The organism is Candidatus Jordarchaeum sp., assembly GCF_052745115.1.
Genome location: NZ_JBRAKS010000012.1, coordinates 1 through 25,833, shown reverse-complemented (window position 1 = coordinate 25,833; position 25,833 = coordinate 1). Strand labels below are relative to the sequence as shown.

Sequence of the window (25,833 nt, the reverse complement as noted above, 5' to 3'; positions counted from 1 at the left end):
CAGAACCCACACCGCCCCCATTCGAACGTATTCGTCTTCGTCTTTTAGGGCGGGGATGATGATTTCTTGCGCGTTCTCTCCACATATATCTAAAATGGCTATCATCACCGGGTCCTCCATGTCTGGGTCGTCAAAAAGCTGCCTGAGTATAGGTTTCACCGCCCTCTCGTCTCCGAGTTCCTTGAGAGCATGTATTATTTTGTATCTCACCATATATGGGCTTTCTTCTAGTGCGTTTATGAGTGGTTCAACCGCTCTCCGGTCACCTTTTTTCCCAGAGCATCAGCTGCATTTCTTCGAACGCTCGAATCCTTATCTTTTAGGGCTTGGATTAGAAGGTCCACTGCTCTGGGATCATTTAGTTCTTCGAGTTCTTTTACTGCTTTTCTTCGGGTTTGCCGTTTTTCATCCTTTAGTGCTTGTTGGAGCTGTTGTAGTTTTTGGCTTTTTTCATCTGTTTCCATATTTTCCATATTCCCCTAAGTGATTGGTAGAGGGGCTCAAATAATTATCTTTTGCTTTTCTTAATATATTCACTAAAATGATCTGCTTTTCCATAGTAATCCATATGGAAAAAAGTTTTTAGATCACTCTATCGGATCCAAAATTTGGGATGAAAAAGGTGTGTTTTTTATATGTACATGTCTTCTCTTGGTTCGCGTCTCATTACGGTGTCTTCTTGTTGTTTGATTATTTTTTCGATTTCTTCTTCTATTTCGTGTGCGTCTCTTATTAGTTCTGTGGTGGGTATGTTGTATCCGTGTAGTTTGTTGATTTTTTCTATGGCGGTGGCTGCTGCTCGGGGGTCGGGTCTTCCTCTTTGGGCGAATGAGAGTATGGCGAGGGCGGGGAAGTTTTCTATTTCTAGGGCGGTGAGCATTAGTGCTAGGGGGCCGAAGACCTGTAGTCCTTCTTCTAGGAGGGGGAGTTTGTTTTCTTGTGCTTTTTTGAGCATTGTAGTTGTGGGTACTACTCTGCAGTCTTCTTCTCCGGTTTTGAACTGGTTGTCTAGTCCGCCTATTAGTATTGCTTCTTTTAGTTTGTGGTCTATTATCCATTGTGTTACTTTTTGTGTGAATTTTCTCTGTTCTGCACGGTATGGTAGCATTCTGGGGAATAGTATGACTAGATTTTCGTTTTTGAAGATTTCAAAGGGGAGGGTTAATCGGAAGTTCTCTAGGCTGGTTATAGGTGGGAAAAGGGGGGTTTCTATATAACCTATTCGTTCAGCTTGTAGGGTTTTAGTTAAATGCCTGACGGCTATGTAGCCGGTTTCGCCGATGATGCTGTGAAAGCCGGTTATAAAAATACAGTCTTTCAGATCTATGTTTTCTTTGGTCTTTATTTCGATGCTCAAATTTTTTCACCTATTTTATGAAATTCCATAAAATTTTCTAAAATGTGGTTTTTACTGGTTGACAATCCCTTATTTTTAAAAGAGGATTGTTGGAGATAACTAGTTTGATCAGTATTATGCTCATATGAGGTTGCGATGAATAGTTAAGGGTTCGGGATTTGTGAGAGAATAGAGTTTCTAAATTTAAAAAAGGTTTCTCACGGAATGTTTTTATAGTTCTCTGAGATATGTGAAACTTGTAAGAAGAAACACAGGTTCTTTGATGGTTATTCACCGGCATTTTGGTATAAGAAATGATGAATGGTTTGGAAACCAGTTTCTTCTATTTTATGCAGTATTTGTCGGGGAACCGGCCAACCTACAAATAGAACACGTGATCTTCGATTGTTAGATTCAAAGTTAATTTGAAACAGGTAATATACGGAGGTTACTCTAATGCAAATCACATTTTTAGGCGGATGCCAGGCGGTCGGTGGTTCAGGAATTTTCGTAAATGCTGGCGAGAGTAGAATTCTGGCAGATTACGGAATTTATATGAATCGTCGTAATGAACCAAAATTTCCTCTTCCGCCCCCCGAGGAAGTTGATGCCGCATTTATGACGCATGCGCATCTTGATCATTCTGGGGCTTTCCCCAAACTTTACGCTTCGGATGATTTTCCACTTTATTTGACACCACCCACGTATGATTTTATTAATCTTCTTTATGATGATATGTTTAGATTGCAGAGATTCCCTTTTGGTAAGGAAGAGAAGAGAAAAACCTTGAAGAATAGTGTTCCCGTAAATTATGGTCAAAATATATCCCTGAACCATGATTGTAAAATCACCTTTTTGAATGCGGGACATATTCCGGGAAGTTACTCTTTGTTAATAGAGGCGGAAGGAAAAAGACTGCTCTACACATCCGACTTTAACACCATTAAAACCCAATTATTGGAAGACGCCAACTTTGGCCATTTAAAACTGGACGCATTAATATTGGAAAGTACATATGCACTTGAAACTCATCCAAACAGAGCAACTACAGAGAAGCAGTTTATAAGCACAGTTAATAAAACTCTACAAGACGGGGGAATCGTTTTGGTGCCCGCATTTGCCGTGGCACGCTCCCAAGAAATATTATGCCTACTTCATAAGAACCTTATGGATTACCCCATTACATTAGACGGCATGGCTAGAGGTGCAAGTAGAATAATGACACAATATCCTGACTACGTTAGAGATTATGAACTCCTACTAAAATCACTAAGCTCATGCCATTGGGTAAAAGACAATAGGGATAGAGTTAATGCAATATTTACTCCGGGAATTATTGTATCCACTGCGGGTATGCTGCAGGGCGGCCCCATAGATCACTACATTAATATATTAGCGGAGGAGCCAAATAACGCCGTACTCCTCGTTAGTTTTCAAGTTCCAGGAACCCCCGGGAGAACGCTCCTAGAAACAGGAAAGTACCCTATAGAGGGAAAAATGGGCAAAGTAAATTCACTAGTTAAATTCTTCAACTTTTCATCCCACTCGGATAGACCTCAACTATTTAACACAATTGAATCGCTAAAACGCAACTCGAATCCTACAGTTTTCTTGGTTCATGGTGAGAAGAAAGTATGCACCACATTTAGAGAAGAAGTAGAAGAAGAATTTAAACTAGAAACCTTCTGTCCCAAAAATGGAGAAACATTCATAATTTAAAATAGCTATAAAGTATGGATTATATCTAAATTTTCCCTTCTTGTGCCGTCCTATCCCAGAGATTAGTTTTTTCGGAGTTTCTATTTTTTAATTCAAAGTGCACAGAACGGAGCGCTATATAGCCCACTTTTTATAATCCACAAAAATTATGCGCAAAATAATGGATTTCATAATTTTAATTAAAAATGATTAGTAAACCATAAGTAGATTATATCAGAATTTCGACATACGGTATACAATATTTTATGGAAGAGAAACTTAACGGGGTTTGATTTTTCTCGCTTCTCTCTCAGTTTCCCTGAGCATTAGTATGTCTCCCTTTCTTACGGGACCTTTTACGTTACGTGTGAGGATACGGCCCTTATCTCGTCCCTCAAGAATACGTACTTTTACTTGGATGATCTCTCCGGTTACGCCTGTTCGGGCAACCACAGTTATTACTTCTGAGGGTATAGATAATTCTTCGGCGCTCATTTTGATCATTCTCTAAAACTTTCATTAGAAATGGAGAATGCGTAAAGCCTTTAAAACTTTTGCTATTAGCAGTTCTTAAAGGTCAGAGAAAATTTGTTTAGTATGATTACTTTATCTTGCAATCAGAAAGATTCTTATATTCCAGTAGGTAAAGGGATTCGAGTAACAATTATTCTAAGGAGATTGAAGATGGTAAAAAAGTATAACTGCTCGTTCTGTGGAGAGGAAATAGAAACTGGAACCGGCATTCAATATGTTCGCAGAGACGGTTCATCTCTATACTTCTGCTCGAGCAAATGCAGAAAGAATCTTCTTGTTCTGAAGAGAAAACCAAGAAAATTCAAATGGACTCAGTCCTACCAAAAACAATAAATTAATAGAAACTACTTTTTAAAAAATATTTTAGACCGTTAATTTAGAAAAAAGAGTTTTGAGCAGTTAGGTTTCTAAAACTGCTTCAATAATCGCGTCTCTAAGCAGATTCAGGTTTTTCTTATTTTGGTATGGATTCTCTTTTATAAGATATTCTCCGATTTGCTGTTTAGCAATATTTAGTAGACTGGTGTTTTCTGAAAGTTTTTTACAAACTTCTCTAAGTTTAGGTGTAAAATCTGCCCCTATTTTAGGCGTCCATTCGGAAACATATTTTTGAGCGTTCTTAAGACCTTCACTCTTACTAAGTAACGTTTCACTTGTCCAGAGTGTTATTTCTCTTTTCGAGCTCTCACTAGAATCTGAAGCATGAATGACATTAATTCCCCCCCAAATTCCATACTTGCCTCTAATGGTATTAGCCTCCGCTTTATTAGCCATAGTAGCCCCAGCCATTTCGCGAATCTTATGAATTATTCCGTCTCCACTAACCACCATTGCAACTATGGGAGATAATATAATGTATTCCTTTAATCTAGGAAAAAAGGGCTTCCCCTTATGCTCCGCATAATGTTTTTCAGCAAGATCTTCAGAAACTTGTAATTCCAAAAAATTGTTGACTTCAAAACCTTCCTTTAAAAATTGTTCCAAGACACGTACACCGACCACTCTTCGTAGCACAGCATCAGGTTTTAAAAGAATCAAACTTTGCTCCATAGAACGAACCTCTGTAGAAATGAAAATTAAATCAGTTTTTAATTTTTATCAAAATTTCTTAGAAAATTAAGACATAAAAGTATTAGACTGTTACTTTTTTAATTGCAGTAAACTTAGTGCAACAGCTGCGGTTGCTGGATGAACATCTTCATACTCGGCTAGAATTATCATAACCCCGTGAGCATCTTTAGGATGATACATAGCTTCTTTTAGTGCTCCTAGATCAAGTTTTCCCACGTTTCGAAGACCTTTCTTCTCAAGTTCCTTAGACGCCTCTTCAATATTTGAAACTTTAAAAACAATGGCGTAGAGGCCTTCACCTCTTTTTTCCACAAATTTTCCCACTGGTGAGTCAAGCTGAGTTGCCTCCATTAATTCTATTCCAGAAGAACTGTAGGCGGCTCTAACGAGTTGCTCACCCGAAGATCCTGTCGGATCGAATTTGATGCCCAAAAGATAAGAAAAGAATTTCATTGATTCATCCAGATTTTTTACAGCTATAACCACTCTATCTATTCTATCAATTTTCATAAATTATCACCTTTCAACGCTTGGCACCATAAAAATTTTAGCATTGTTCATAATACTTGAATGCTTAATTAATTTTAATTTACCTCCAATAGTATTAGTATAGATTACTTCCTTTAAGAAGTCATTTACTTAGATTAAAGATAATTAATTGAATAACTTTTAAAAAACAATTAAGCTTATGTTTATGCAAAACTCAAACTTCTCCCTGAAGCGTGGAGTATAGCAAAAACGGCAACTCTATTAACGAATCTCTGACCAGTTTCTTAGTTAAATTAGAAATAATAAAACAATTCCAAACTTTTTATAAGTTATGGGGATGTCTTGAAATCGCTCATTTCTTTAGTACAAGTCCATCTTGATTGGGAGAAGTCATTTTGTAAAAATTTGGAAAAATGCTTGTTACAATGCATAAAAGGAGGATAAAGGAGGCGGAAAAATGAAAGTTAATAACCTATCATTTGTTATCGGCGGCGAAGCAGGAGCTGGCATTAACCTTGCTGGCTTTTTACTCGGAAAGAGTTGTGTTAGAGGAGGACTCAACGTTTTCGGAACAATCGACTATCAATCATTAATACGAGGAGGACATAACGCATATTATGCGACAGTAAGTGAGGAGGAAGTATTCTCACAGAGTGGATACATAGACCTTCTTCTGGCGCTTAACGAGGAAACAATATACATTCACAAACATGAGTTCGTTGAAGGAGCTGGTATAGTGTACGACGGGGAGAGCATAGATATTTCCTCAGAAAAACTGGGCGTTAAAAGTGTGAGATTTTACTCTGTACCGCTTGGAAGAATAGTTAAGGAGTTGAAGGGGGCACCAGTAATGAGGAACACGGTAGCCATCGGAGCGGCTATATCTCTTATCAACTATGATTTGGAATTGGTAAATGAGCTCATTAGGGAAACCTCAGGAAAAGAGGAAAAAAGGTTAGAACTGAATTTAGCCGCTGCAAAAGAGGGATATGAATACGCTGAACAGAACTATAAAAATGATTTTGACAGGAAACTAGAAGTGGTGAGTAGAACCAGAAATAGAATGTTTCTTACTGGTAGCGAAGCCGTAGGATTGGGCGCAATTAAGGCAGGATGTAAATTTTATGCAGCTTATCCAAACTGAGTAAGATTATTGCTCAGGGAGAATGACCCCCGCTAGTCCCTTGCTTCACTATCTTGCGGCTCGTCAAAGAGACAAGGATATTGTTGTTGTGCAGTCTGAGAGTGAGCTGGCTGCTATCAACATGGTAGATGGAGCTTGTTTTGCCGGTGTTAGAGCCATGACCGGAACCTCAGGTGGTGGATTCTGCCTAATGACGGAAGGATTTGGTCTTGCAGGTATGAGCGAATCACACGCTGTTCTTATGTTGGCACAAAGGCCAGGACCCAGTACGGGTTTACCGACTTATACTGCTCAAGGAGATCTAAGATTTGCGATACATGCTTCTCAGGGAGAATTTCCCAGACTAGTGATAGCGCCGGGCGATGTTGATGAGTGTTTCTACAATACAATAGAAGCGTTTAATCTAGCGGAGATATATCAAATTCCTGTTATATTGATAACTGATAAACAATTGGGTGAGAGTCACAAGTCGACAAGAATCTTTGACACGAGTAAAGTTTCCGTAAATAGGGGTAAATTATTCCTAGGGGATGACTACAAAGATGAAGGTGAATATAAGAGGTACAAATTTACCGAAGATGGGGTGTCTCCCAGAGTTCTACCTTCAACAAAAGGGGCTATTGTAAAGTATTCTAGTTATGAACATGATGAATTCGGAGTAACGACTGAGGATCCGGAGTTAACAACCTTGATGAATGATAAAAGATTTAGAAAACTTAAATTTCTTAATAAAGAGCTTGAGAGCATGGAAACGGTAAAGGTTCATGGAGATAGATATGCGGATCTCACAGTTATTGGATGGGGATCCACGAAAGGCGCAATATTAGAGGCGATGAAGCTACTCAAGAAGGAGCAATTTAAGATTAATTATCTTCAGATAATTTATCTATCCCCATTCCCCAAGAAGAAGGTTGAAAATGTCTTGGAGTCAGCAAAAAAGACAATAGCTGTTGAAAACAACAAGACTGGACAGCTAGTTAGCCTCATTAAAGAAAATAACTTCATAGACGTCGATCACAAGATTCTGAAATACGATGGAAGACCTTTCAGTCCAGAGATGTTGGCAGAGAGCATAATGGAGGTGGCCTAATAATGGTTTCAGCAGAAGAATTGAAAACATACGCAAAAGTAACATGGTGTCCGGGTTGTGGAAACTTTGGAATATACGCCTCTTTGAGAAGAGCCTTATCTGAGCTGGAGCTAGCGCCTGGGATGGTGGCATTAGTTTCGGGGATAGGTTGCCATGCCAAAATAGTAGATTATGTGAATACGAATAGTTTCTACGTTATCCATGGTAGAGTTTTACCAGTAGCCACCGCAATAAAACTGGCAAATCATAAGCTTACAGTTATTGGTCATGCAGGAGATGGAGATGGATATGGTATCGGTATCGGGCATCTGAGCCATACCTGTAGAAGGAACATTAATATTACGTATATAGTTCACAACAACATGGTCTACGGGTTAACAACAGGTCAAACCGCACCAACTAGTCAACAGGGTTACGTGTCTAAAACATCACCGTATGGGGAATTGGCACTACCAATAAATCCAATTGCACACGCGTTAGCTAGTGATGCAACAATGGTGGCTAGAGGATTCGCTGGAGATCCTAAACATCTGACAGAACTCATAAAGGAATGTATAAGGCATAAGGGGTTCGCCTTGCTCGACGTGCTTCAGCCGTGTGTTACCTTTAATCGCATAAATACATACGATTTCTACAGAAAGAGGGTGTACAAATTAGAAGAAGAGAAACATGATTACACCGATAGGATGAAAGCCTACGATAAAGCCTATGAATGGGGTGACAAAATACCAATAGGTACCTTCTATAAGGTTGAAAGACCTGCCTATCATGAGGGATTACCACAAATAGCCAAAACCCCTCTAAGCAGACAAAAAATAGAAGACGTAGACATATCTGATTTGATGAACAGCTTCACGTGAGAAAAATTAACTCTTGATTAAAAAGGACAAGTACCCTATTCTTTTTATTATTCCACTAAAATTTTAAGGTGCTACAAAATGGAAATAAAATTAGTTATTGATGGGAAAGAAATTGAAATGAATGAATACGTTAGAAGTGTATTTTTTGAAGTATGTAGTGGCTTGTTAAGAACACTCAGAGGAATAGGTGATTGGAAGAGACTTGAAATTCAGATCAAAAAATAAGTAGATAAAAGTACATACAGGATTCGAAGCTTAGGTTTATACGTCCTTTACTCCATCTTCTTCTATTGCAAAGATTACTTCAGCCTCAGGTAGGTAGGGGCTATCGACGAGGCGGGCTATTCTTTGATTTCCTCTACTTTTTCGTAAATAAACTCTCGTGGTACAATTGTGAGCAACTATATGGCCACCTACGGGTGCTGTGGGATCTCCGAAGAAAGCATCTGGTTTTGCCATAACCTGGTTTGCAACCACAACGCCCAAGTTGTATAGTTCGGAAAGTTTTAATAATGTATGAAGATGCTTGTTCAATTTTTGCTGACGCTCAGCCAACATACCACGCCCTATGTACTCCGCCCTAAAGTAACCAATAATGCTATCTACAATAATTAGTTTAATATTTTTACCCTTCTCGATAAGTTCACCTATGTTCTGGGAGAGGTAAAGTTGGTGATCCGAGTTGTAGGCTCGAGCAAAAATAACATTTTTTAAAACCTCTTTTGGCTCTAGAGCAAATCTTTCAGCTATAGAAATCAATCGTTCAGGTCTAAAAGTGCCTTCAGTATCAATGTAAATTGCTTCTCCACCTAGTCCTCCCAATTCTTCAGGCAACTGAACAGTTACAGAGATTTGGTGACATATCTGAGTTTTGCCAGTTCGGAATTCTCCAAAAAGTTCGGTTATTCCTCTGGTTTCAATACCTCCACCTAATAATTGATCCAGATTTTTGGTTCCCGTGGTGATCTGAGATACGCTTTTCCTTTGAGTGAGATATTCTTGGGCAGATATGAAGCCGATATTCAGTTTTTCCCTCGCTGCTTCAATAATTCTGGTAGCAGTTGACTCCCCAATATCCGCGGCCATTGCCAATTCTTTTGGTGTTGCAATTGCCACCGCCTCGGGAGTTCTAAAACCACCCTCACTTAACTTTTTAGATATCGCTGGACCAATTCCGGGAAGATCTTCAAGTGACAATAAGCTACTCAATCAGACCATTCTCCAACATCATGCTTTGGTTCTAATTTGATGGGGGGGTTGAGAGAGGATGTTAAAAAAAGCGCTTTTTTCAAGCGTGAAAAGTGGCATATGTGTGGACGATACGTGAAGCGCCCCTTGTTGTGGGGGATGTTCTGGCGGACAGAGAGGTTAGGGGACGCCTTATTTTGCTCAGGGTCTTTTGGGGAGGGGTGGTCATTACATATCACATCTCTGAACCGCATCGGATTCTAAACATCCTCTCTCTTATAGGTGTAATACAATTTTATTATTGTTTAACAGATTAATAACTAGATGTGTAAGTGTTATTTCCAGTGTTTCCAGTGTTTCTAATGTTTCATAAAAGTTGTTAGGAAAAACTAAAAAATAATGTTCAGTCAATTAATTTTCCATAAACCAAATTTTGCTTTAAATTCTGGCAATTTTGCAAGCTTTGAATTTTAGAAGTTTTTGAAATTAAAATAAAAAATTGTTTGGGTACCATTTTAAAATGGTCTAATTATTATTCAACTACTTTGTATACGATGTCGTTTGGTCTTACGCGGTCTTTCACCTTAATGCCGATAGAATCCCCGGCTCTTGCTTTTTCAATAGACTCTTTTTCTATCTGCATGCTTTCAACTTTTTGTTTAAGGTCTGTTGTAGCTCCTATTATTCGAATAGTATCTCCGATAGATAAATCTGAGTCAAGTTTTATCGCGGCTACTCCTACTTTTTTGAAGTAAGAGAAAACGGTTCCTACTTTTTTTTCGCTCATGAGACTTCATCCCCAAGTATAATTGAATTAATTAGACTAATATTTTTTCTTACTTAACTGATAGAAAGAGAACATGTTTTCTAAAAAATTATAGTTATTCATAATTTTTCGGGTAAGTCTTTTTCATCTTTCTTTTTTTTACTTCTGTTTTGAATTTTATCAAGTAGTTTTCTTATGGCTTCACTTATAATAAGTACGTCCCATAACATGGATTTTACCCCATTCCCTTCTTCAATATATAATACGAGGGGGGTACTTATTTTATTTTTGTATTTTTTTACCTTGATTGAAAATTTTCCAGATTTATTTGACTAAAAATTTTTTAAAAATTTAGGAGTTACGCAGTTGAGGGCTGTTTGTAGGTTAACTGGGCCTGTGGTGGAGTCAAACTCTCCTCTTTTGCCTTGGATTGGTGAAAAACAGAATTTTTAATACCCAACTATCAAAGAAAGAGCTAAAAAAGGCTGAAATATAAAAAGAAGGTAAACTCGAGTAATACCATCACCAACCACACACAAATACCCACCCAACTGCGTAAGTCCTAAAATTATTAAATCAAATTTTAAATACAGAAGTTTCAATACTCACATAATCCATTTAATAAGCATAGATCATAAATGCACTAATAATTATAGAAATAACAGTTTAATAATGAAATGGATCACCAGTAAAAGTAGAAAAAATTTTTGGAGAGTGTAAAGACTTTGTCATCTAAAAAGGAAAAAATAAAGGATTTAAAAAATATGTTGAAGGACTGGGTTGATTATGGAGAAAAAGCCAAAACAAAGGATGGTAAAAATTTAAACATCGATTTTGTTTCTAGTGCTGTTAAGGGAGCCATATCCAGAAAGGAGATAAGCAGTTTAGAACTTAAAAAAATGTTAAATGAGGTTCGTGCTGAAGAAGTAACGCCCTACGCCACTTGGGAAGGATTTGAAGAACGTTTGAAAAGATTTAATGCAATAAAAAGTAAATTAAAGTAATAAATTTTTCAAACAAACATTGTTAAAACCTAGTGTTATATGGAAAATAAATTTTCGTAAATGGCTTGATAAATTTTTATTCGCTTCTTTTTCTTATTAAACCCTGGGAAAAGAGGGTAATATTTAATTTTTAGAGGTTTATTTTTACCTTTTTATTTTATCTAATTTTTTCATATATAGGCTTACTAAGTCCTGTGTCCTAACACACACATCTTGAGCCAATACTGTATAGTCTAGTAAAGTTTTGAGATCAATATCAAACGACTTGTCGGCAACCATTTTTCCCATTGCAACTGCAACCGGTCCGTTATCCATTATTTTATCCGCCATTATTTTAACCGCATTTTCAAGCTCATTTTGAGGAACCACTTTGTTTACTAGTCCTATGCGCCAAGCCTCCTGTGCGTCAATAGGGTCTCCAGTAAGAATTAGTTCCTTTGCTCTACCCAGACCTATTACGCGTGGTAATCTTTGAGCCCCACCAAGATCAGGGATAATACCGTAGCACACCTCGGGAATACCGAAAACTGCGTTTTCGGAAGCTATTCTAATGTCACAGGCCAAGGCCAACTCTGTGCCTCCACCGAGAGCAATACCATTTACCGCAGCAATGGAAGGCTTTTCCATACTCCCTGGGATATTAATAGTTTCCTGTAAGGTTCTGAGGAAAGATCTAAGTTTAGAAATATTCTCCATTAGGGAGGAGCCTAGTAATGCGAAATCCAATCCAGCTGAGAAAGCTCTTCCGGTTCCAGTTATAACAAGAACTTTTACCTCATCGTCATCACGTACCAAGTTAAAATAATTGCGTAGCTTCTCGAATATTTCGATGTTAAGTGCGTTCAAGGTCTCAGGTCTATTCAAAATTATTTTGCCTATCCCATCGTATTTTTTAAATAATACCACATCTGAACTCATATCGCTCTACCTCAATTTCTTTAACATTGAAAGTACTCCATATGAAACATTGCCTGTATTAATCTTGAGTACGATTTGAATAAGAAGTAGAGGGTAACTTAATATAAGTTATGGATAAGAAAAGGAGTCTAAATCTTAGAGAGCACAATGTATAAGACATAAATTAAAAACGAGTCTTGTTAATGGTTTTTTGAATCTATTTTCTTCTTTTTCAAGAAAGTAAATTAATTTGTGTATAGGAGTTTAATTTAGAAAAGATTCTTAAAAGGTCTTAGTTTTAGCCTCTTTGGAATATTTTTACGTAAGGTCCTGGCGTAACTAATACATATTCATTCCCCAGTTGTGCAATGTCTCCCTGTATTTGGCGGCAAACTCCTCTCAACTGATCAACCGCTCTTTTAAGTTCATTGTTCGATTGCACTCTCTGAATAAACGGTCTGACGTATATGATGATGATATTTCCCGATTTTAGTTCCTCAGCTATTCTTGGAACATCAGACAGTGTTAGAAGCGGAATGGATTTAATGTATACAACCCCTGAGTCAACCACTTCCTGAGGTATTTCTTCGATTTTAGACTCCTCTTCAAAGACTCCAAGTTTTGAGAGATATTGTTCTGTTTCCAGGGGAGCAGTGTTAATTTTTTCCAATGTTGAAGTTTCTTCTTTTTTCCCTATAATTTTCGTGAAGAATCCCACTTTTTTCACCAACCTAATCTACGAATAATTATTTCTAATAGTTTTAGAAAATCATTTTTACGAATTGAATTTAATAAATTTACTTAGCTTTCATATCTAAAAGGGTTTATATTACGCTGAAAATAAGCTTAGAACTTGATTTTCACCATTTCCCGTTTTTTCCCCATCCATTCCGCATATTCCTTTTCAACCATAATTTTCATAATTTCTTTTATTTCCTCAGAGGGTAGGCTGCTAAACGCCTCCTCTCCATCCATTATCTCAAACAGGGTGAAATCCAAGCGTCCAGTCTCTAGCGCCCAACGATAGATAATTTCACTCCATTCCTCGAGGGAACACCAATAAATTCTTACCAATGTTTTGTTCTTATCCCACCACTTAATACTGTTTTTAGAGTTCATATACTCTAGTATATCCCTTAGAGTTACTTCGGATAATTTGTCAAAGGGCTTTTTCTCCATCATTTCCGCTACACTTATCAGATGAATTATCAGAAATCTAGCCCATTTTAAAGTGTAATCTGACCAATCACTCCTCCAAGATTCTAAAAACTTGGTATTTTCAGGTTTGGTATACATCCAGGGTAAATTCACCCACTCAGGTAAAGGTGCCTCTCTTTTAACCACTTTTTTAGCGGGTTTCACAAGATCTTGGGACACGGTAGCAGATCCAGTTAACATGTTTGTCCCTGACATTTGTTTTATAATTTGAAGTTCGGCTTTTAACCTCTCAATGTCCTCTCTGAGAATTTCAATTTTAAGCTCAGTTAATTCCGAATCCTCAATAACCTCGCCTATCCCTATTTCATCCGGAATATTCAAGTTCTTTATTATTTGTTCTTTTTCTTTATCCTTTTGTTTTTCTGCCATAATCATCCCGAGACCATAAGACTATTCTACGGCAAACTCTTCAGCCCATTCTTTAAATCTAATCAACTCAGAGGAAGAAACTACAGGTTTTACTCCTCGAAGCGCCTCTAGGAAATCTTCACGACTAACAGGACGCACCTTCACATCCTTATCACTAAGCGCCCCAGCAGCATCCAACTCTCTGATAGGCATCATTAAAGCCTCTCTGCACACCATAGCAATATCGCTACCAACATAACCTTCCGTCAACTTTGCCAATTCTTTAAAGTTCACATCCTTATCTAATTCAACACCCCGCGTATGAATTCTGAATATTTCCTCTCTCGCCTCTTCCTCCGGCATGTTAATGTAAACCCGTTTCTCAAATCTACGACGCAAAGCAGGATCAAGCTCCCAAGGAACGTTAGTTGCACCAAGAACAATAATCTGATCATCTTTATTCGAGATAACGCCTTCCATTTCTTGCATAAGCTGAGTCTTTAGTCTACGTTCACCGCCGACCTCATCCCCCTCACGCCGGGTGGCAACACTGTCAACTTCGTCAATGAAAACGATAGCAGGCTGCTTCGCACGGGCCGCAACAAAAAGCTCCCTAACAAGTTTCTCCGATTCTCCTAACCACTTCGAAACGAGGGTCGCCGCGGACACGTTGAAAAAGGTTGCTTTAACTTCGCATGCTACCGCTTTGGCGATAAGGGTTTTCCCACACCCCGGAGGACCAAATAGCAATATCCCTCTCCAGGGTTTTCTTGCTCCTTCGAATAGGTCCGGTCTCATCATTGGGAGGATTATGGCTTCTCTAAGTGCTTGTTTTGCGTTGTCGAGATTTGCGACGTCATTCCATTTGACATCTGGTTTTTCCGCTATTATTGTGTCAGATATTGCTCGGGATAGTTCTACCTCTTCGTCCCCACCTTCCGCTCTTGTGGCTATGCCGGTTTTTATGGTGGAATAAGATGGGCGACCGGATACAATGGCTCCCTTGATTTGTTTGCATCTTTTAACGTATTTTTGCGCTCTTTCATAGTAGATTTGCCTAAGTTCAGGGTTGTCTGTGAATTGCATGCATCTGAGTAGTATGTCTGCGGCTCTTAGGTATTGTTCATAGGCTTGTTTATAATTTCCACGGTTATCGTGGTCAATTGCTTCCTGCGCTATTTGGGTAGCGTATTTGAACAGTTTTTCTGCCATTTTTCCCCACTTAACACATTAATTGCTAATTAATAAAAAGTATCTCGGAATATTATTATTTTTTCTCTAGGTGCAATTGAAGTATGGTTACCAGAAAGAACAGTGAGTTTATCTCCTAATTAGGCATAATTCAGCTTTTTGATATCATGTTTCCATATTATATGTCAACTATTTCTCATTACTCGCTTTTTTTGTGCTTGTTTTTGGTAGTCTTTTGTACGCGTATATGAATCTTTGAATGACTGTAAAGTGTGTTAAGAAGGCTAGCAGTATAATGGTCCAGTATATGAGTTGTTGCTGAGTGGGAAATATCATTGTTAATATCAATATTCCTTGGATGAGAATTACAGTACCTAGTATGGCGAGACGTTCCGGTCTTTCAGCTATTCCAACCCCTAAGCTTTTTAAACCCGCAGATTCCGCTCGAGACCTGGCATAGCTTACCAAAAGGGCCCCAGCTAACGTTATAATTCCCCAAATTAGATGACAATATCCTGCAATAATTAGTGCAGCAAAAATAAAGACTTCAGTGTAGCGATCCAGCACCGAGTCAAGGAAACCCCCAAACACTGTAATTGCACCTGTGGATCGTGCAACGAGTCCATCAAGTAGATCGCAGAAACCCATAATAAAAATCATTACGGAAGCGAGAATCAGTCTCCATCCTTCATCTATAAAAAATATCGGATATACCTGGTTTCCAACAATGAAAACACTGCTGATAATGGCGAAAATCAATCCTAATACGGAGATGCGGTTAGGTGTTAATCTAAGCTTGATTGCCCCGTTAACAACCGGTATAAACATTTTTGTGAGCACTTCTTTAAACTTTCCAAGCAAATTAATACCTCCAGAGAACAAAATTTTTTAAAGAGGGATAAACATAGGATTTTCTCATTTTTAAATACAGGAGAAGTTCTACTTTTTTTCTATTGGTATGCTTCCTTTAGTCTTTTAAGAAGCATATTTCTATCCAATAACAGTAGGAAAGAAGCAAGCCTTGGGCCTTGTTTTTGCCCCAGTAGTACTTGATAAATAAGTTGGAAAAATTTCCGAGACCCCAAACCAACCTCATCTTTTGCAATCCTATAAAGAATATTCTCCAATTCGTTCTCTGTGAATTCATGATTGACCATGTTCTCAGCCAGTATTCTTAAGGCCTCCTTTTCATCCTGTTTGAGCTGTTTCTTCAGGGTTGCGGGAAGTTCCTCAAGTATTTTTAACTTGAATCTATCAGGCGCATATTTCTCAAGCCAAGCCTCAGCTTCTTTTAGCCTCTTTTCAATCCTAATTTTATCCTCCCCAGAGGGTTTATCACCGAGGAGACCAGTGGTTTTGAGTTTTGTTATCGCGTTTTCAAGAAGGTTTTCTTTGGGAAGGATTTGTACCATAGTAACAGCGTGAGCATATCTTAACTGGAAGGATAGAGTCTCGGGAGGTGATTTAAGCTGAGAAAGCTCATAACTTCGCCTCATCTCAAATTCTTCCTTTTCCTGAGGCAGTTTTTCAGCATAATAATATACCTTCTCTGCTTGATCATAATTTTCAACCAACTCGGGAACCCTTGCCAAGTCTATAACAACTCTTTTCATAGGTTTATTTTTCAGGTATAGGTATCTAAGAACCTCCGGCTCTGCTATTTCCAACCATTCAGCCGGAGTAACACCTAAAAAGTCACTAGAACCCATATCACCCATATCCTTACCATCAACAGACCACCCAACCCATTCATAAGGAAAACCAAAAGGAGGTTTCCGCTCAAAGATTTTTTCAATTATCTCAGCACAACTGTCACGAGACCCCCCGGGAGTAGCATGATCCTTACCGTAAGGTTCAAAATTCACATTAAGCAGCATCCACAGAGCAGACCACTCAATCCGCCAATTCAGCTTCCCATCCTCCATGCTCGAAACACCCTTAGTCCCGCAACTGTTACAAACATACTCAACCGTATAATTATCCAAATTAACACTTAAAATTTCATGCTGACCAATATTAAGACACTCTTTACACAGCGGCTCAAAAGGAATCCAACCCTCAGGATACGGGTTTCTACTACGATACCTGTTAATAATCTGCCTAAGCTCTTCCCTACGCTCAATAGCCTTCAGAACCAGCCCCTTCATTCCATCCGTCTTATAAAGATCCGTAGTAAAAACAGGTTTAACCCCTATCGAAAAACTATCCAAAGAATCTCTAAAAGGACCCCAATAATGCTCCACCCAGTTTCTATGACAACCAAAAGGATCAGGAACATCAATCAAACGCCTACTACGATACTGCTTAGCCTCCTCCGGGCTAGAAAACTGTTCCAACTGAGCACCCTTACCCTTCCACTGATCCTGCGTATAAAGAACCAAAAAGTGCTCAGCACTCTTACCCATCCTCAAAAACTCTTCCTTAACCGTATTAGTAAGAATAATTTCACCCCGAAGACGACCAATATGCTGCAATCCAGAAACAGACATCCCACAACTACACACGTAACGGTCCTGATCCTTCCAGTACTCAATAATATTTTCCACCGTTTCATCGATCCAATGCCAATACTTCTCCAAAGCACTAAACCCTTCCTAACCTTTTACATCACCGAAACAAATACACATTAGTAAATCTTTCGCAAAAAACAATTCTATTCGAAAACAAACCCAAAACAAAAAATATCCCAAAACTCTGTTTTATAAGATTCAGTTTAGAAAAATTTAAGTACAGGTTTGAAACGCATACTTATGAGCGGCCTTAGTCTAGTGGCTAGGATTCCAGCCTGCCACACCCTACCCCAAGGTAGACGGGCGAAGCTGGTGGCCCGGGTTCGAAATAAATTTAGAACTTTTAGTTCCTTTACGAATTTCCCGGAGGCCGCATAAAATTTTTACATACATATCATATTTTTTTATTTGTGCTTATTTTTTTCTAGGACTATTGCTTCGTAACAGTACAGAACTCTTGAGACGACTATCCATGTGTCTAGGGGTTCGGGGTAGATTGAGATTTTTTTGTCGGCTAGTTTTAGTGTGTTTGTTGAGAATTCTCCGTGGGGGAAGCCTCCTATTATTACTACTGGTTTTTCTTGTTTTGCGAGTTCATTCATGATTGGTTTTGGTTTTGAGGGGGTTCCTTGTTCGGTGAAGAGTATTGTTTCTGATGGTTTTAAGTTTCTGATTAGGGTTTCTAGGTTCATTTTTTCTAGGGTTAGGAGCGGGGGTCCTTCGGGTGGCACTTTTCCGAGTTTGTAGAGTTGTTGCATGAGGCCTATGAATCGGTTGTAGTTTTTGGGCAGTCTGGTTTTGGAGTCTATTTTGATTATTTTGTCTTGGATGGTGTGGACGTATGTTCGGAGTTGGCCTTGTTTGTTTAGTGGTGTTCCTAGGGCTGCAAGTAGTGAGAGGTGTGTGATGTCGGGGCGTCCTCTTTTTTCGGGGTTTGGTAGTTTTTGTATGATTTGTCTGTGTAGGGCGATGTCTAATATTGTTTGGTCTCTTTTTTTCCCTTTTTTATTTGGAATTTTAGCTGTACCTTTTTTGTTGATTCTTGTAGGGATTGTTTCAAGGGAGGATTCGGCTAGGATTAGTGTTAGCATTTTTTCCACTTTGGTTTGTGCGTAATGTTTAAAAATTTTGGTTTATGTTCTTCATTTGCTGAATGTGAATTAAATATTATTGTTTTGTTGTTTAATTCATTTTTTGAGGTTAGTATACTTAATTTTGTTGAGTATGGTTTTGGATTATTGTTGTGCGGTGAAGTTTTGATGCCGGTGTCCAGAAGGAGCAGAAAGAGGGAAGTTGAGAAGATTTCAAGGGAGAGAATAGATTATTTATTGCGGTTGGCGGATGATGTGTTTTTAGAGAAACCGGCGAGAGCTCAACGCTACGCAGATCTAAGTAGGAGAATAGGTATGAGGAATAAGGTAAGACTTCCTAAAATCTGGCGTAGGAGAATTTGTCGTAATTGTAAGGCTTTTCTTTGGCCGGGTGTTAATTGTAGGGTTAGATTAAGACCGAGACGCCAGTCTCATATTGTTGTAACCTGTTTTAATTGTGGGCATCATACGCGTTATAATATTTAGGAGTTCAAGAAGCATGAGGAAAGGAGATATCGATGTTATTAATGAGGTGAGAAGTAAGTCGGCTACGCTTATTTTGGGTAGGAGTGGAGTTACGGACGAGTTTGTGGAGGAGGTTAAAAAGCAATTGAAGAGAAAGAGGGTAATAAAGATTAGAGCTTTGAAGAGTGTGCTTTCTAAGAAAAGCATTAGTGAATTGGGTTCGGATATAGCAATGAGAACAAAATCTAGACTTTTAGAAATCAGAGGGTACACTTTGTTGCTTTCTCGGGGGCATTTTTAATTGATACGTCATATTTAAATAATCTCCGTAAAAAATGTTTATAACTCTAATTATTATCATATTTTACTGCCCTCAATTGGAATTGGTGAATTGTGAATGTCAACAGTGTACGATGTATCTGCATGGGAAATTATCCAAGAGGTGGCAGATATTCTCAAGAAGGATTATCCAGAGGTTACTCCGCCTCCCGGTTCCCAGTTTTGGAAGACGGGCCAACATAAGGAAAGAGCACCAGAACAGCCTGACTGGTGGTATATTCGATGTGCATCAATACTTAGAAAAGTGTATTTGACCGGGCCAGTAGGAGTCTCTAGGCTGAGAACGGTCTACGGGGGTAGGAAGAGGATGAGTGTTAAATTAAATCGCTCTGTAAAAGGTAGTGGTTCTATAATAAGAAAAGTATTCCAGCAACTTGAGGAGGCAGGATTAGTTGAAATAATAGAGCGAAAGGGAAGAAGAATTAGTGGTAAGGGAAGATCAGTCATGGATAGGGCGGCTCATCAAGTTAATCTTAAATTAGAAGGGGGTAAATCCTAAAAATTTTTCTAAGGGCGTGGCTTCCTTGTCAGAAGAAGAAGAAATGGATGAGATTAGAAGGCGAAGGATGTTACAGCTCCAGCAACAGATAGCTGAGGCTCAGAGGCAGGATAGAGCTCAAAGAGAGTTTGAAATGCAGAAACAGGCAGCTCTTAGACAAATATTAACACCTGAGGCTAGAAGCAGGTTAACCAATCTTAAAATGGTTAAACCAGAGTTCGCTGAGCAAATTGAAATCCAACTCATTCAGCTGGCACAAGCGGGCAGGATTAACCCGCCACTAACCGACGAACAGTTGAAAACTATTCTCACACAGTTGCAAGGAAAAAAAAGGGAAACGAAGATAAAGTTCAGATGAGAGGAGAACCTATTATGGCTAGAAATAAACCCTTAGCAAAAAAGCTCAGATTAGGAAAAGCGGGTAAACAAAATGTAGCAGTAGCAACTTGGGTTATTGTTAAGACTAGGGGCCGGGTCAGAACGCATCCGAAGCGTAGACACTGGCGATCTAGTCGTCTCCAGAGGTGAAAAGAATGGCTGAAGAGGAAGCTCCTGTTGCTGAGAAGAGGATTATAGAGGAACGTGTTTACACTATTCCTTTGAAAACTGCAAGGTATGTTCCACCAAATCGTAGAGCCAATAAAGCTGTAAGGACTTTAAAGAAGTTTATTGAGAGACATTTTAAAACTGAGAACGTTATTATTCTTCCAGAGGTAAATGAGAAGATATGGGAAAGAGGTATAGAAAAACCTCCACGAAAAATTAGAGTGAAGGCTTCCAAGGATTCAGAAGGGATAGTTGAAGTATCCCTTGCTGTTGAGGAGTAGGCGGGGTAGACCTTATTTGGTTATTACTAGGAGCAGTTTTTTTGGCGATTCTAATATAGGTGTATTCATATTGGCAACAGAGAACTACACTATTGTACCTAGAAGTAGGCCAATAACTAATAAGACCTTAATTGAAAGGACTCTAAGAGTGGAAATTGTTGAGACAAATATTGGAGAGAGTTTTATTATCGGTGTTTTAGCTGCCGGTAATTCCCATGGATTAGTTGTTCCAGAGTTTGCAACCGATGAGGAAATAGAAAATATTAAACGAAATCTTGATATCAATGTAGATAGAGTTCCTGGAAAAATTAATGCCCTAGGAAACACGATTCTTGTTAATGATGATGTAGCGTTAGTTCACCCGGGATTCAGCGAGGAAGCCATAAAGATTATAAAGAATAACTTAAAAGTTGATGTTTATCGGGGAAATATTGCGGAATCCCATTTGGTTGGCTCAGTGGCAATTGCGACAAATAATGGAATCTTAGCCCACCCTCTTACAGATAATAAAACTTTAGAATGGCTAAGCGAAAAGTTCAATACGACTGCCAGTGTAGGTACAATTAATTGTGGTAACCCGTATGTAAAGGTGGGACTAGTAGCAAATACAAAGGGTGCCTTGGCTGGTAGTGAAACCACAGGTCCTGAACTATTTCAAATAGGGCAGGCTTTAAATCTTGATTAGTTTAGGAGAGTTGAAGATGTCGAAGGAAACTGTTGGAGTGAAAGTATTCAGAGTAAAGGGAACCTTTAAGGGAAAGAATGATAAATTTACTTTTATTCGGGAGATTAGGGCGTTAAACGAGGAAGATGCTAAGGAAATTATATATTCAGAAATCGGAAGTAATCACAAAGTCAAAAGGAACCATATCACAATTGAAGAGATAAAAGCTATAGATCCAAAAAAGGCTAACAACCCGATTATACGACATCTTTCAGGTTTGGAGATGTAATAAAATGTCAGAAGATGAACGTAATCTGGAAAGAATAATTGCACAACTTAACACTTATGAGCAGCAAGCACAAATACTACAGAGGAGAATTGATCTGATAAATGCTTCACTACAGGAAATTACCTTAAGCAGTGAATCTCTGGATGAGCTTAAAAACGTAGGAGAGGATAATGAGGTTCTTATGCCCTTAGGATCCGGTGTCTATGTTAGAGCAAAAATAATCGATAAAGAAAAGGTGATATTCAGTCTCGGCTCGGACATAGCTGCAGAAAAAGATATTACAGGGACACAGCTCAGCCTAGATCAGAGATCTATGGCTCTCCAAGGTGCGCTACAGAGTACTGGGCAGCAGTTACAGCAGATAATTAATACAATGAATGAATTAAATAGAACTGCTCAAACTATTGCTAGAAAAATTAGAGGTTAAACACTATTTTTAAAAACTTTTATTACAAACTTATTATCTGATTTTTTATCTATATATTTATGGGGAGCTATCAGTGTTCGATAAATTCAAAACAAGTTTGGGTAAAGTGGTTGAGAAGCTTAGTACAAAAGAATTAAGCGAGAAAGACTTGGATGGCGTTATGTGGGATTTGCAGCTGGTTCTAATACAAAATGATGTTTCAGTTAAAGTCGCGGAACTAGTGGCTAATGATGTAAAACAAGAGTTTATCGGGGAAAGGGTTGGCAGATTTGAGAATCCTCGTGAGAGAGTGAATGAGGCCTTAAGAAAGGCGATCTATAATATCCTTACAAGTGGACAGAACATTGACATTTTTAAGATGGTAAAAGAAAAGAAAGCAGAAAAAAAACCACTCACAATAGTTGTGGTAGGAATAAACGGCACGGGTAAGACCACCACGATAGCTAAAATGGCTTACACATTTCAGAAGAAAGGTTACAGTTGTGTTCTGGCCGCGTCTGACACTTTCAGAGCGGGAAGCATTGAACAAATAGAGAAGCATGCTAAAAATCTCGGCATTAGAGTAATAAAACATGATTACCGTTCCGATGCTGCGGCTGTCGCTTTTGACGCTGTTAAGCACGCCGAGGCCCGAAACATTAATGTTGTTTTAATTGACACTGCGGGAAGAATACAAACCAATGTAAATCTGCTGGACGAGATGAAAAAGATTGTGCGTGTAGTTAACCCCGACCTAAAAATATTCATCGGAGACGCGTTAACGGGAAACGATGCGGTTGAACAGGCAGAGAAGTTTAATGAAGCAATCCAGTTTGATGCTTCTATACTGGCGAAAGTTGATGCTGATACGAAAGGGGGGGTGGCTCTTTCCGTTGCTTACGCTACTAAAAAACCTATTATTTTTGTGGGAACCGGGCAAGATTATAATAACTTAGAGCCTTTTAACGCCAAGTGGTTTACAGACAAAATTTTGGGAAAATAGGGAGGAGTTATTTTGGTTAGACATTTTCTTACTCTGGATGATTTTTCCTCTGAGGAGATTCTTAAAATGGTAAGTATCGCAGAAAAGGTCAAATCGGGAAGTGAGAAGTCTAGAGTTCTTAAAGATAAAAACATTGCTGCAATTTTTGAGAAACCTTCAACTAGAACCCGCGTTTCATTCGAGGTAGCAGTTAACCAGTTGGGAGGAAACTTTGTTTTTTTAAGGAGTGATGAACTCCAACTTAGTAGAGGTGAACCTGTTAAAGACACAGCCCGGGTTTTAGGAAGATACGTGGATGGGATAGTTGCAAGAGTCTTTGAACATAATGACTTGGTGGAATTAGCAAAATATTCTGGTACGCCAGTGATTAATGCATTAAGTAATCTTTATCATCCGTGTCAAATACTTGCTGATTTTCTGACAATTAAGGAAAAAAAGAAAAAGTTGAAAGGATTGAAACTTGCGTATGTGGGCGATGGAAACAATGTATGTAATTCTCTCTTGGTGGGCTGTACAAAAATTGGATTGAATATTAGTATTGGATCACCAAAAAGATACGAGCCAAACAGTGAGATAGTTGAGGAGGCTAAAAATAATGCTAAAAAATCGGGATCAGAGCTAAAAATAGTAAACTCGGCAAAAGAAGCGGTCCAGAACGCAGATATAGTCTATACTGATGTGTTTGTAAGTATGGGCGATGAGAAAGAAATGGCAGAAAGACTAAAAACATTCCTTCCGAATTTCCAAGTTAATACCAGATTATTGGAAAACGCTTCGCCGGACGCTATAGTTATGCATTGCTTACCAGCACACAGGGGACAGGAAATAACGGAAGATGTTTTGGAAGGAAAACAGTCGGTTGTTTGGGATCAAGCCGAAAACAGGCTGCATGCACAAAAAGCAATTTTCATCCACTTATTCTATAAGTCTATATAAGTAAAAACATGAACTGAAAAATTAATCAAGATTTTCCTCGAATGAAATAAATTAATGTCCTAGATTGTTACTTCTCTACAATGCCATAATACATAACGAGTAACTAACCGGCGATTGAAAAGATTATCTAAAAAGGGCAGTGATCCCTCTTGATTGGAGAACTAGCTTCACTGACAGCAGCGCTGTGCTGGGCTATCGCAGCCATTCTCTATAAAAAATCTCTTGAGACAGTAGACTCAATATCAGCTAACCTCATAAGAACCATTCCAGCGGCTATTTTTGCTTTCGTAATCGCGTTGCTACTAGGCGAATTCTGGAAAATTTCTTACATACCAAGCTGGAGTTTAATATATTTGATTCTAGGAAGCTTGGTTGGTCTAGGTCTTGGGGATGGATTATATTTTCTGTCACTAAGATATATTGGGGTGGGGCGCGCAGTTCCAATCACAGGAACCTATCCGCTCTTTACGGCAGCCTTCTCCATTATTTTTTTGGAAGAAATTCCAGAGATTTTAACAATTATCGGTATAGTAATCATTGTGGTTGCGATCTGGCTTCTTAGTAAAAACAATCCTCAAAACTCTGTTAATGTAAAAGATGATAAAAAAGGAGTTATTTTGGCAATAATTACCGCGGTAACATGGTCAATAGGAATCATATTGTTAAATGCGGCCTTGACAGAAATTAACTATTATTTAGCTAATGCTATCAGACTGCCCATACTTGTTGGTTTTTTAGCGGCAGCGATTCTTTATTCGGGTAGAGGAAAGATGCTTGTTAAGGCAAGCCGTAAAGAATGGTTCATGCTTGGATTAGCGGGAACAGTTGCTCTCGGGGTAGGCGGGGTAGCCTTTTTAGCGGGAATCTCGATTATAGGAGCCACAAATTCGGCAGCGATTTCTGCAGTTACCCCCCTTTTCTCAACGGTTTTTTCGTTCTATATCATTAAGGAGAGGATTACACCAAGAATAGTGGTAGGTGCGATTTTAGCACCTTTAGGGGTGATAATATTAATACTAATGGGATAACATCAAAAACTCATTTTGCCAAAAAAATGATGTTCTTATAATCATGGACACCAGTGGGACTATTCTAAGTGGTGATGATGTCTTTTGTTTTCAAAGTTTCAACGTCATTATTTTCTGCAAATTCAACTATCTGCAATCTTTTCTCTGATTTTAATCCCTTCCAGTCCAGAATAAAGAATTTTAATTTTCCAAGAGTTTTATTGACAATTTGGCTGAGCATGTGCTCATCAAGGAGCGGGGCAACGTATTTTGATGCTATGTGCCCCACAGACATATCCGTATCTAAATTAATTTTTGAGAACTTTGGAGCGTAATGACCACCTCCGAACCCCGCAGCTATACCCCAATCTTTATTCACCATTTTTAGGACATTAATTATTGTTTGAGCTATAGCCGAGCCCGCAGCTTCATCCTTCCATTGTTTCTTAGAGCTACCGATTTCAATAAAAAAGGAGGGACACTGTGGGGTTGGACCGTGGTGTGTTTGTTCTTGAGAAACCTCATATTCTAATCCTAGCTCATTTTTTATCTCAAACAGGTTTAGTAAAGCCGCTTTCAAGTAGTGAGAAGGGGCTATTGATAAGGTTCTTGGTAAACCTCCGTATTCTGCTTCACCAAAGTTGCCGGGAACATGCACAGTTAAGGTTGGTTCTTCGGTAGTACTACTATGCCTGCTTGCAAAAATTATCAACTCGGGGGTGTATACTTTTTCTAAATCGTTGCAATATAGAATATCTTCTTGACGGTGCACTAAGAGCACATCGTCTTTAACGATTTTTCCTATCCATCTCTCTTTTTCTCTTTCTTTTGGTTCGGCCTCAGTGAAATCAACTTTCTCTCTAAGTTTTTTGGAAATATTCATGCCTGCGGGGTCCTGAATAGAGCACACTATAACTATCAATAGGTTCCCAACTGGCAATTTTGATAAACTAAACTATTTTT

Annotated in this window: 35 protein-coding genes and 1 tRNA gene; 20 read left to right on the top strand and 16 right to left on the bottom strand. The window is 38.6% G+C overall.

The features are described 5' to 3' along the window. From ACUVXA_RS02110 to ACUVXA_RS02100, 3 genes are all read right to left on the bottom strand, one after another. Positions 1-240, bottom strand: a 240-nt coding sequence (locus tag ACUVXA_RS02110; RefSeq protein WP_445869576.1) for a HEAT repeat domain-containing protein, incomplete at its 3' end; no start/stop codon positions are given. Next, a complete protein-coding gene (locus ACUVXA_RS02105) occupies positions 237-464 on the bottom strand; it encodes a HEAT repeat domain-containing protein (protein ID WP_445869574.1) in 228 nt (75 codons plus the stop codon). The genes ACUVXA_RS02105 and ACUVXA_RS02110, both read right to left, overlap by 4 nt. 167 nt (positions 465-631) lie before the next feature. Continuing rightward, positions 632-1,357, bottom strand: a complete 726-nt coding sequence (locus ACUVXA_RS02100) for a proteasome assembly chaperone family protein (protein WP_445869573.1) — start codon at positions 1,355-1,357, stop codon at positions 632-634. A gap of 435 nt (positions 1,358-1,792) precedes the next feature. On the opposite strand from ACUVXA_RS02100, the gene ACUVXA_RS02095 reads away from it, so the two are divergent. Further along, positions 1,793-3,055, top strand: coding sequence for an MBL fold metallo-hydrolase (locus ACUVXA_RS02095; RefSeq protein WP_445869572.1), 1,263 nt, complete (start codon positions 1,793-1,795; stop codon positions 3,053-3,055). A 258-nt stretch (positions 3,056-3,313) separates the two neighbouring features. Here ACUVXA_RS02095 and ACUVXA_RS02090 read toward each other — a convergent pair whose 3' ends face one another. Beyond that, on the bottom strand, positions 3,314-3,538 hold the full coding sequence (locus ACUVXA_RS02090) for a 30S ribosomal protein S28e (protein ID WP_445869571.1): 225 nt from the start codon (positions 3,536-3,538) through the stop codon (positions 3,314-3,316). A gap of 180 nt (positions 3,539-3,718) precedes the next feature. Here ACUVXA_RS02090 and ACUVXA_RS02085 point away from each other — a divergent pair, with 180 nt between their 5' ends. Further along, on the top strand, positions 3,719-3,901 hold the full coding sequence (locus ACUVXA_RS02085) for a 50S ribosomal protein L24e (RefSeq protein ID WP_445869570.1): 183 nt from the start codon (positions 3,719-3,721) through the stop codon (positions 3,899-3,901). 66 nt (positions 3,902-3,967) lie between these two features. Here ACUVXA_RS02085 and ACUVXA_RS02080 read toward each other — a convergent pair whose 3' ends face one another. After that, positions 3,968-4,618, bottom strand: coding sequence for a nucleoside-diphosphate kinase (locus tag ACUVXA_RS02080; RefSeq protein WP_445869569.1), 651 nt, complete (start codon positions 4,616-4,618; stop codon positions 3,968-3,970). Positions 4,619-4,708: 90 nt separating this feature from the next. Continuing rightward, positions 4,709-5,149, bottom strand: coding sequence for a VOC family protein (locus tag ACUVXA_RS02075; protein ID WP_445869568.1), 441 nt, complete (start codon positions 5,147-5,149; stop codon positions 4,709-4,711). A 436-nt stretch (positions 5,150-5,585) separates the two neighbouring features. On the opposite strand from ACUVXA_RS02075, the gene ACUVXA_RS02070 reads away from it, so the two are divergent. The 4 genes from ACUVXA_RS02070 (at position 5,586) to ACUVXA_RS02055 (ending at position 8,447) form a co-directional block, all read left to right on the top strand. Further along, a complete protein-coding gene (locus ACUVXA_RS02070) occupies positions 5,586-6,272 on the top strand; it encodes a 2-oxoacid:acceptor oxidoreductase family protein (RefSeq protein WP_445869567.1) in 687 nt (228 codons plus the stop codon). Between the two features lie 22 nt (positions 6,273-6,294). After that, a complete protein-coding gene (locus tag ACUVXA_RS02065) occupies positions 6,295-7,362 on the top strand; it encodes a transketolase C-terminal domain-containing protein (protein WP_445869566.1) in 1,068 nt (355 codons plus the stop codon). 2 nt (positions 7,363-7,364) lie between these two features. Next, positions 7,365-8,222 (top strand): thiamine pyrophosphate-dependent enzyme, encoded by an 858-nt coding sequence (locus ACUVXA_RS02060; RefSeq protein WP_445869565.1) that lies wholly within the window; start codon positions 7,365-7,367, stop codon positions 8,220-8,222. Positions 8,223-8,300: 78 nt separating this feature from the next. Then, on the top strand, positions 8,301-8,447 hold the full coding sequence (locus tag ACUVXA_RS02055) for a hypothetical protein (protein ID WP_445869564.1): 147 nt from the start codon (positions 8,301-8,303) through the stop codon (positions 8,445-8,447). 36 nt (positions 8,448-8,483) lie between these two features. Here ACUVXA_RS02055 and radA read toward each other — a convergent pair whose 3' ends face one another. Together radA and ACUVXA_RS02045 are read right to left on the bottom strand one after the other, a co-directional pair. Continuing rightward, positions 8,484-9,431, bottom strand: coding sequence for a DNA repair and recombination protein RadA (radA, locus tag ACUVXA_RS02050; RefSeq protein WP_445869563.1), 948 nt, complete (start codon positions 9,429-9,431; stop codon positions 8,484-8,486). Between the two features lie 511 nt (positions 9,432-9,942). Then, on the bottom strand, positions 9,943-10,197 hold the full coding sequence (locus ACUVXA_RS02045) for a translation elongation factor-like protein (protein ID WP_445869562.1): 255 nt from the start codon (positions 10,195-10,197) through the stop codon (positions 9,943-9,945). A gap of 704 nt (positions 10,198-10,901) precedes the next feature. On the opposite strand from ACUVXA_RS02045, the gene ACUVXA_RS02040 reads away from it, so the two are divergent. Continuing rightward, positions 10,902-11,180: a hypothetical protein gene (locus tag ACUVXA_RS02040; RefSeq protein WP_445869561.1), complete on the top strand. Its 279-nt coding sequence runs from the start codon at positions 10,902-10,904 to the stop codon at positions 11,178-11,180. A 144-nt stretch (positions 11,181-11,324) separates the two neighbouring features. On the opposite strand, the gene ACUVXA_RS02035 is transcribed toward ACUVXA_RS02040, so the two are convergent. From ACUVXA_RS02035 to lysS, 6 genes are all read right to left on the bottom strand, one after another. Then, complete coding sequence (locus ACUVXA_RS02035) at positions 11,325-12,098, bottom strand: enoyl-CoA hydratase/isomerase family protein (protein WP_445869560.1); 774 nt, start codon at positions 12,096-12,098, stop codon at positions 11,325-11,327. A 277-nt stretch (positions 12,099-12,375) separates the two neighbouring features. Then, the gene (gene sepF, locus ACUVXA_RS02030) at positions 12,376-12,795 is read right to left on the bottom strand and encodes a cell division protein SepF (protein WP_445869559.1); all 420 of its coding nucleotides are present in this window, start codon (positions 12,793-12,795) and stop codon (positions 12,376-12,378) included. A 128-nt stretch (positions 12,796-12,923) separates the two neighbouring features. Further along, positions 12,924-13,664 (bottom strand): hypothetical protein, encoded by a 741-nt coding sequence (locus ACUVXA_RS02025; protein ID WP_445869558.1) that lies wholly within the window; start codon positions 13,662-13,664, stop codon positions 12,924-12,926. Between the two features lie 21 nt (positions 13,665-13,685). After that, positions 13,686-14,855 carry an AAA family ATPase gene (locus ACUVXA_RS02020; RefSeq protein ID WP_445869557.1) on the bottom strand — a complete coding sequence of 390 codons (1,170 nt, stop codon included), beginning with the start codon at positions 14,853-14,855 and terminating at the stop codon, positions 13,686-13,688. A 168-nt stretch (positions 14,856-15,023) separates the two neighbouring features. Beyond that, a complete protein-coding gene (locus tag ACUVXA_RS02015; protein ID WP_445869556.1) occupies positions 15,024-15,695 on the bottom strand; it encodes a CDP-alcohol phosphatidyltransferase family protein in 672 nt (223 codons plus the stop codon). Between the two features lie 89 nt (positions 15,696-15,784). Continuing rightward, positions 15,785-17,413, bottom strand: coding sequence for a lysine--tRNA ligase (gene lysS, locus ACUVXA_RS02010; protein WP_445869555.1), 1,629 nt, complete (start codon positions 17,411-17,413; stop codon positions 15,785-15,787). Positions 17,414-17,588: 175 nt separating this feature from the next. Here lysS and ACUVXA_RS02005 point away from each other — a divergent pair. Further along, positions 17,589-17,719 (top strand) — tRNA-Gly (locus tag ACUVXA_RS02005). 29 nt (positions 17,720-17,748) lie between these two features. On the opposite strand, the gene ACUVXA_RS02000 is transcribed toward ACUVXA_RS02005, so the two are convergent. Further along, the gene (locus ACUVXA_RS02000) at positions 17,749-18,435 is read right to left on the bottom strand and encodes a 16S rRNA methyltransferase (protein ID WP_445869554.1); all 687 of its coding nucleotides are present in this window, start codon (positions 18,433-18,435) and stop codon (positions 17,749-17,751) included. A gap of 168 nt (positions 18,436-18,603) precedes the next feature. On the opposite strand from ACUVXA_RS02000, the gene ACUVXA_RS01995 reads away from it, so the two are divergent. The 12 genes from ACUVXA_RS01995 to ACUVXA_RS01940 all read left to right on the top strand — a co-directional run bounded on the left by ACUVXA_RS01995 (position 18,604) and on the right by ACUVXA_RS01940 (position 24,891). Then, the gene (locus tag ACUVXA_RS01995) at positions 18,604-18,921 is read left to right on the top strand and encodes a ribonuclease P protein component 4 (protein WP_445869553.1); all 318 of its coding nucleotides are present in this window, start codon (positions 18,604-18,606) and stop codon (positions 18,919-18,921) included. 13 nt (positions 18,922-18,934) lie between these two features. Further along, positions 18,935-19,201 carry a YhbY family RNA-binding protein gene (locus ACUVXA_RS01990; RefSeq protein WP_445869552.1) on the top strand — a complete coding sequence of 89 codons (267 nt, stop codon included), beginning with the start codon at positions 18,935-18,937 and terminating at the stop codon, positions 19,199-19,201. 96 nt (positions 19,202-19,297) lie between these two features. Further along, complete coding sequence (locus ACUVXA_RS01985; protein WP_445869551.1) at positions 19,298-19,738, top strand: 30S ribosomal protein S19e; 441 nt, start codon at positions 19,298-19,300, stop codon at positions 19,736-19,738. 43 nt (positions 19,739-19,781) lie between these two features. Then, entirely contained in the window at positions 19,782-20,096 is a 315-nt protein-coding gene (locus tag ACUVXA_RS01980) for a DNA-binding protein (protein WP_445869575.1), read from the top strand. Positions 20,097-20,110: 14 nt separating this feature from the next. After that, on the top strand, positions 20,111-20,266 hold the full coding sequence (locus ACUVXA_RS01975) for a 50S ribosomal protein L39e (protein ID WP_445869550.1): 156 nt from the start codon (positions 20,111-20,113) through the stop codon (positions 20,264-20,266). A 5-nt stretch (positions 20,267-20,271) separates the two neighbouring features. Next, positions 20,272-20,565, top strand: coding sequence for a 50S ribosomal protein L31e (locus ACUVXA_RS01970; RefSeq protein ID WP_445869549.1), 294 nt, complete (start codon positions 20,272-20,274; stop codon positions 20,563-20,565). Next, a complete protein-coding gene (locus tag ACUVXA_RS01965) occupies positions 20,537-21,250 on the top strand; it encodes a translation initiation factor IF-6 (RefSeq protein ID WP_445869548.1) in 714 nt (237 codons plus the stop codon). The genes ACUVXA_RS01970 and ACUVXA_RS01965 overlap by 29 nt, the downstream gene beginning before the upstream one ends. 16 nt (positions 21,251-21,266) lie before the next feature. Next, entirely contained in the window at positions 21,267-21,518 is a 252-nt protein-coding gene (rpl18a, locus tag ACUVXA_RS01960) for a 50S ribosomal protein L18Ae (RefSeq protein WP_445869547.1), read from the top strand. A 4-nt stretch (positions 21,519-21,522) separates the two neighbouring features. Further along, entirely contained in the window at positions 21,523-21,945 is a 423-nt protein-coding gene (gene pfdA, locus ACUVXA_RS01955) for a prefoldin subunit alpha (protein WP_445869546.1), read from the top strand. Between the two features lie 73 nt (positions 21,946-22,018). Beyond that, a complete protein-coding gene (ftsY, locus tag ACUVXA_RS01950; RefSeq protein ID WP_445869545.1) occupies positions 22,019-22,927 on the top strand; it encodes a signal recognition particle-docking protein FtsY in 909 nt (302 codons plus the stop codon). A 12-nt stretch (positions 22,928-22,939) separates the two neighbouring features. Beyond that, positions 22,940-23,863 (top strand): ornithine carbamoyltransferase, encoded by a 924-nt coding sequence (gene argF / locus ACUVXA_RS01945; RefSeq protein ID WP_445869544.1) that lies wholly within the window; start codon positions 22,940-22,942, stop codon positions 23,861-23,863. Between the two features lie 149 nt (positions 23,864-24,012). Further along, positions 24,013-24,891 carry a DMT family transporter gene (locus ACUVXA_RS01940; protein WP_445869543.1) on the top strand — a complete coding sequence of 293 codons (879 nt, stop codon included), beginning with the start codon at positions 24,013-24,015 and terminating at the stop codon, positions 24,889-24,891. A 64-nt stretch (positions 24,892-24,955) separates the two neighbouring features. Here the strand turns inward: ACUVXA_RS01940 and ACUVXA_RS01935 are convergent, their stop codons facing one another. Next, positions 24,956-25,792, bottom strand: coding sequence for a D-aminoacyl-tRNA deacylase (locus tag ACUVXA_RS01935; RefSeq protein WP_445869542.1), 837 nt, complete (start codon positions 25,790-25,792; stop codon positions 24,956-24,958). Between the last annotated feature and the right edge of the window lie 41 nt (positions 25,793-25,833).

What these genes read in the sequence shown, in the direction of transcription:
- ACUVXA_RS02105 (WP_445869574.1), bottom strand. Translation starts at nt 464, where the DNA reads ATGGAAACAGATGAAAAAAGCCAAAAACTACAACAGCTCCAACAAGCA.
- ACUVXA_RS02095 (WP_445869572.1), top strand. Translation starts at nt 1,793, where the DNA reads ATGCAAATCACATTTTTAGGCGGATGCCAGGCGGTCGGTGGTTCAGGA.
- ACUVXA_RS02090 (WP_445869571.1), bottom strand. Translation starts at nt 3,538, where the DNA reads ATGATCAAAATGAGCGCCGAAGAATTATCTATACCCTCAGAAGTAATA.
- ACUVXA_RS02085 (WP_445869570.1), top strand. Translation starts at nt 3,719, where the DNA reads ATGGTAAAAAAGTATAACTGCTCGTTCTGTGGAGAGGAAATAGAAACT.
- ACUVXA_RS02080 (WP_445869569.1), bottom strand. Translation starts at nt 4,618, where the DNA reads ATGGAGCAAAGTTTGATTCTTTTAAAACCTGATGCTGTGCTACGAAGA.
- ACUVXA_RS02075 (WP_445869568.1), bottom strand. Translation starts at nt 5,149, where the DNA reads ATGAAAATTGATAGAATAGATAGAGTGGTTATAGCTGTAAAAAATCTG.
- ACUVXA_RS02070 (WP_445869567.1), top strand. Translation starts at nt 5,586, where the DNA reads ATGAAAGTTAATAACCTATCATTTGTTATCGGCGGCGAAGCAGGAGCT.
- ACUVXA_RS02065 (WP_445869566.1), top strand. Translation starts at nt 6,295, where the DNA reads ATGACCCCCGCTAGTCCCTTGCTTCACTATCTTGCGGCTCGTCAAAGA.
- ACUVXA_RS02060 (WP_445869565.1), top strand. Translation starts at nt 7,365, where the DNA reads ATGGTTTCAGCAGAAGAATTGAAAACATACGCAAAAGTAACATGGTGT.
- ACUVXA_RS02055 (WP_445869564.1), top strand. Translation starts at nt 8,301, where the DNA reads ATGGAAATAAAATTAGTTATTGATGGGAAAGAAATTGAAATGAATGAA.
- ACUVXA_RS02045 (WP_445869562.1), bottom strand. Translation starts at nt 10,197, where the DNA reads ATGAGCGAAAAAAAAGTAGGAACCGTTTTCTCTTACTTCAAAAAAGTA.
- ACUVXA_RS02035 (WP_445869560.1), bottom strand. Translation starts at nt 12,098, where the DNA reads ATGAGTTCAGATGTGGTATTATTTAAAAAATACGATGGGATAGGCAAA.
- ACUVXA_RS02025 (WP_445869558.1), bottom strand. Translation starts at nt 13,664, where the DNA reads ATGGCAGAAAAACAAAAGGATAAAGAAAAAGAACAAATAATAAAGAAC.
- ACUVXA_RS02020 (WP_445869557.1), bottom strand. Translation starts at nt 14,855, where the DNA reads ATGGCAGAAAAACTGTTCAAATACGCTACCCAAATAGCGCAGGAAGCA.
- ACUVXA_RS02000 (WP_445869554.1), bottom strand. Translation starts at nt 18,435, where the DNA reads ATGCTAACACTAATCCTAGCCGAATCCTCCCTTGAAACAATCCCTACA.
- ACUVXA_RS01995 (WP_445869553.1), top strand. Translation starts at nt 18,604, where the DNA reads ATGCCGGTGTCCAGAAGGAGCAGAAAGAGGGAAGTTGAGAAGATTTCA.
- ACUVXA_RS01990 (WP_445869552.1), top strand. Translation starts at nt 18,935, where the DNA reads ATGAGGAAAGGAGATATCGATGTTATTAATGAGGTGAGAAGTAAGTCG.
- ACUVXA_RS01985 (WP_445869551.1), top strand. Translation starts at nt 19,298, where the DNA reads ATGTCAACAGTGTACGATGTATCTGCATGGGAAATTATCCAAGAGGTG.
- ACUVXA_RS01980 (WP_445869575.1), top strand. Translation starts at nt 19,782, where the DNA reads ATGGATGAGATTAGAAGGCGAAGGATGTTACAGCTCCAGCAACAGATA.
- ACUVXA_RS01975 (WP_445869550.1), top strand. Translation starts at nt 20,111, where the DNA reads ATGGCTAGAAATAAACCCTTAGCAAAAAAGCTCAGATTAGGAAAAGCG.
- ACUVXA_RS01970 (WP_445869549.1), top strand. Translation starts at nt 20,272, where the DNA reads ATGGCTGAAGAGGAAGCTCCTGTTGCTGAGAAGAGGATTATAGAGGAA.
- rpl18a (WP_445869547.1), top strand. Translation starts at nt 21,267, where the DNA reads ATGTCGAAGGAAACTGTTGGAGTGAAAGTATTCAGAGTAAAGGGAACC.
- pfdA (WP_445869546.1), top strand. Translation starts at nt 21,523, where the DNA reads ATGTCAGAAGATGAACGTAATCTGGAAAGAATAATTGCACAACTTAAC.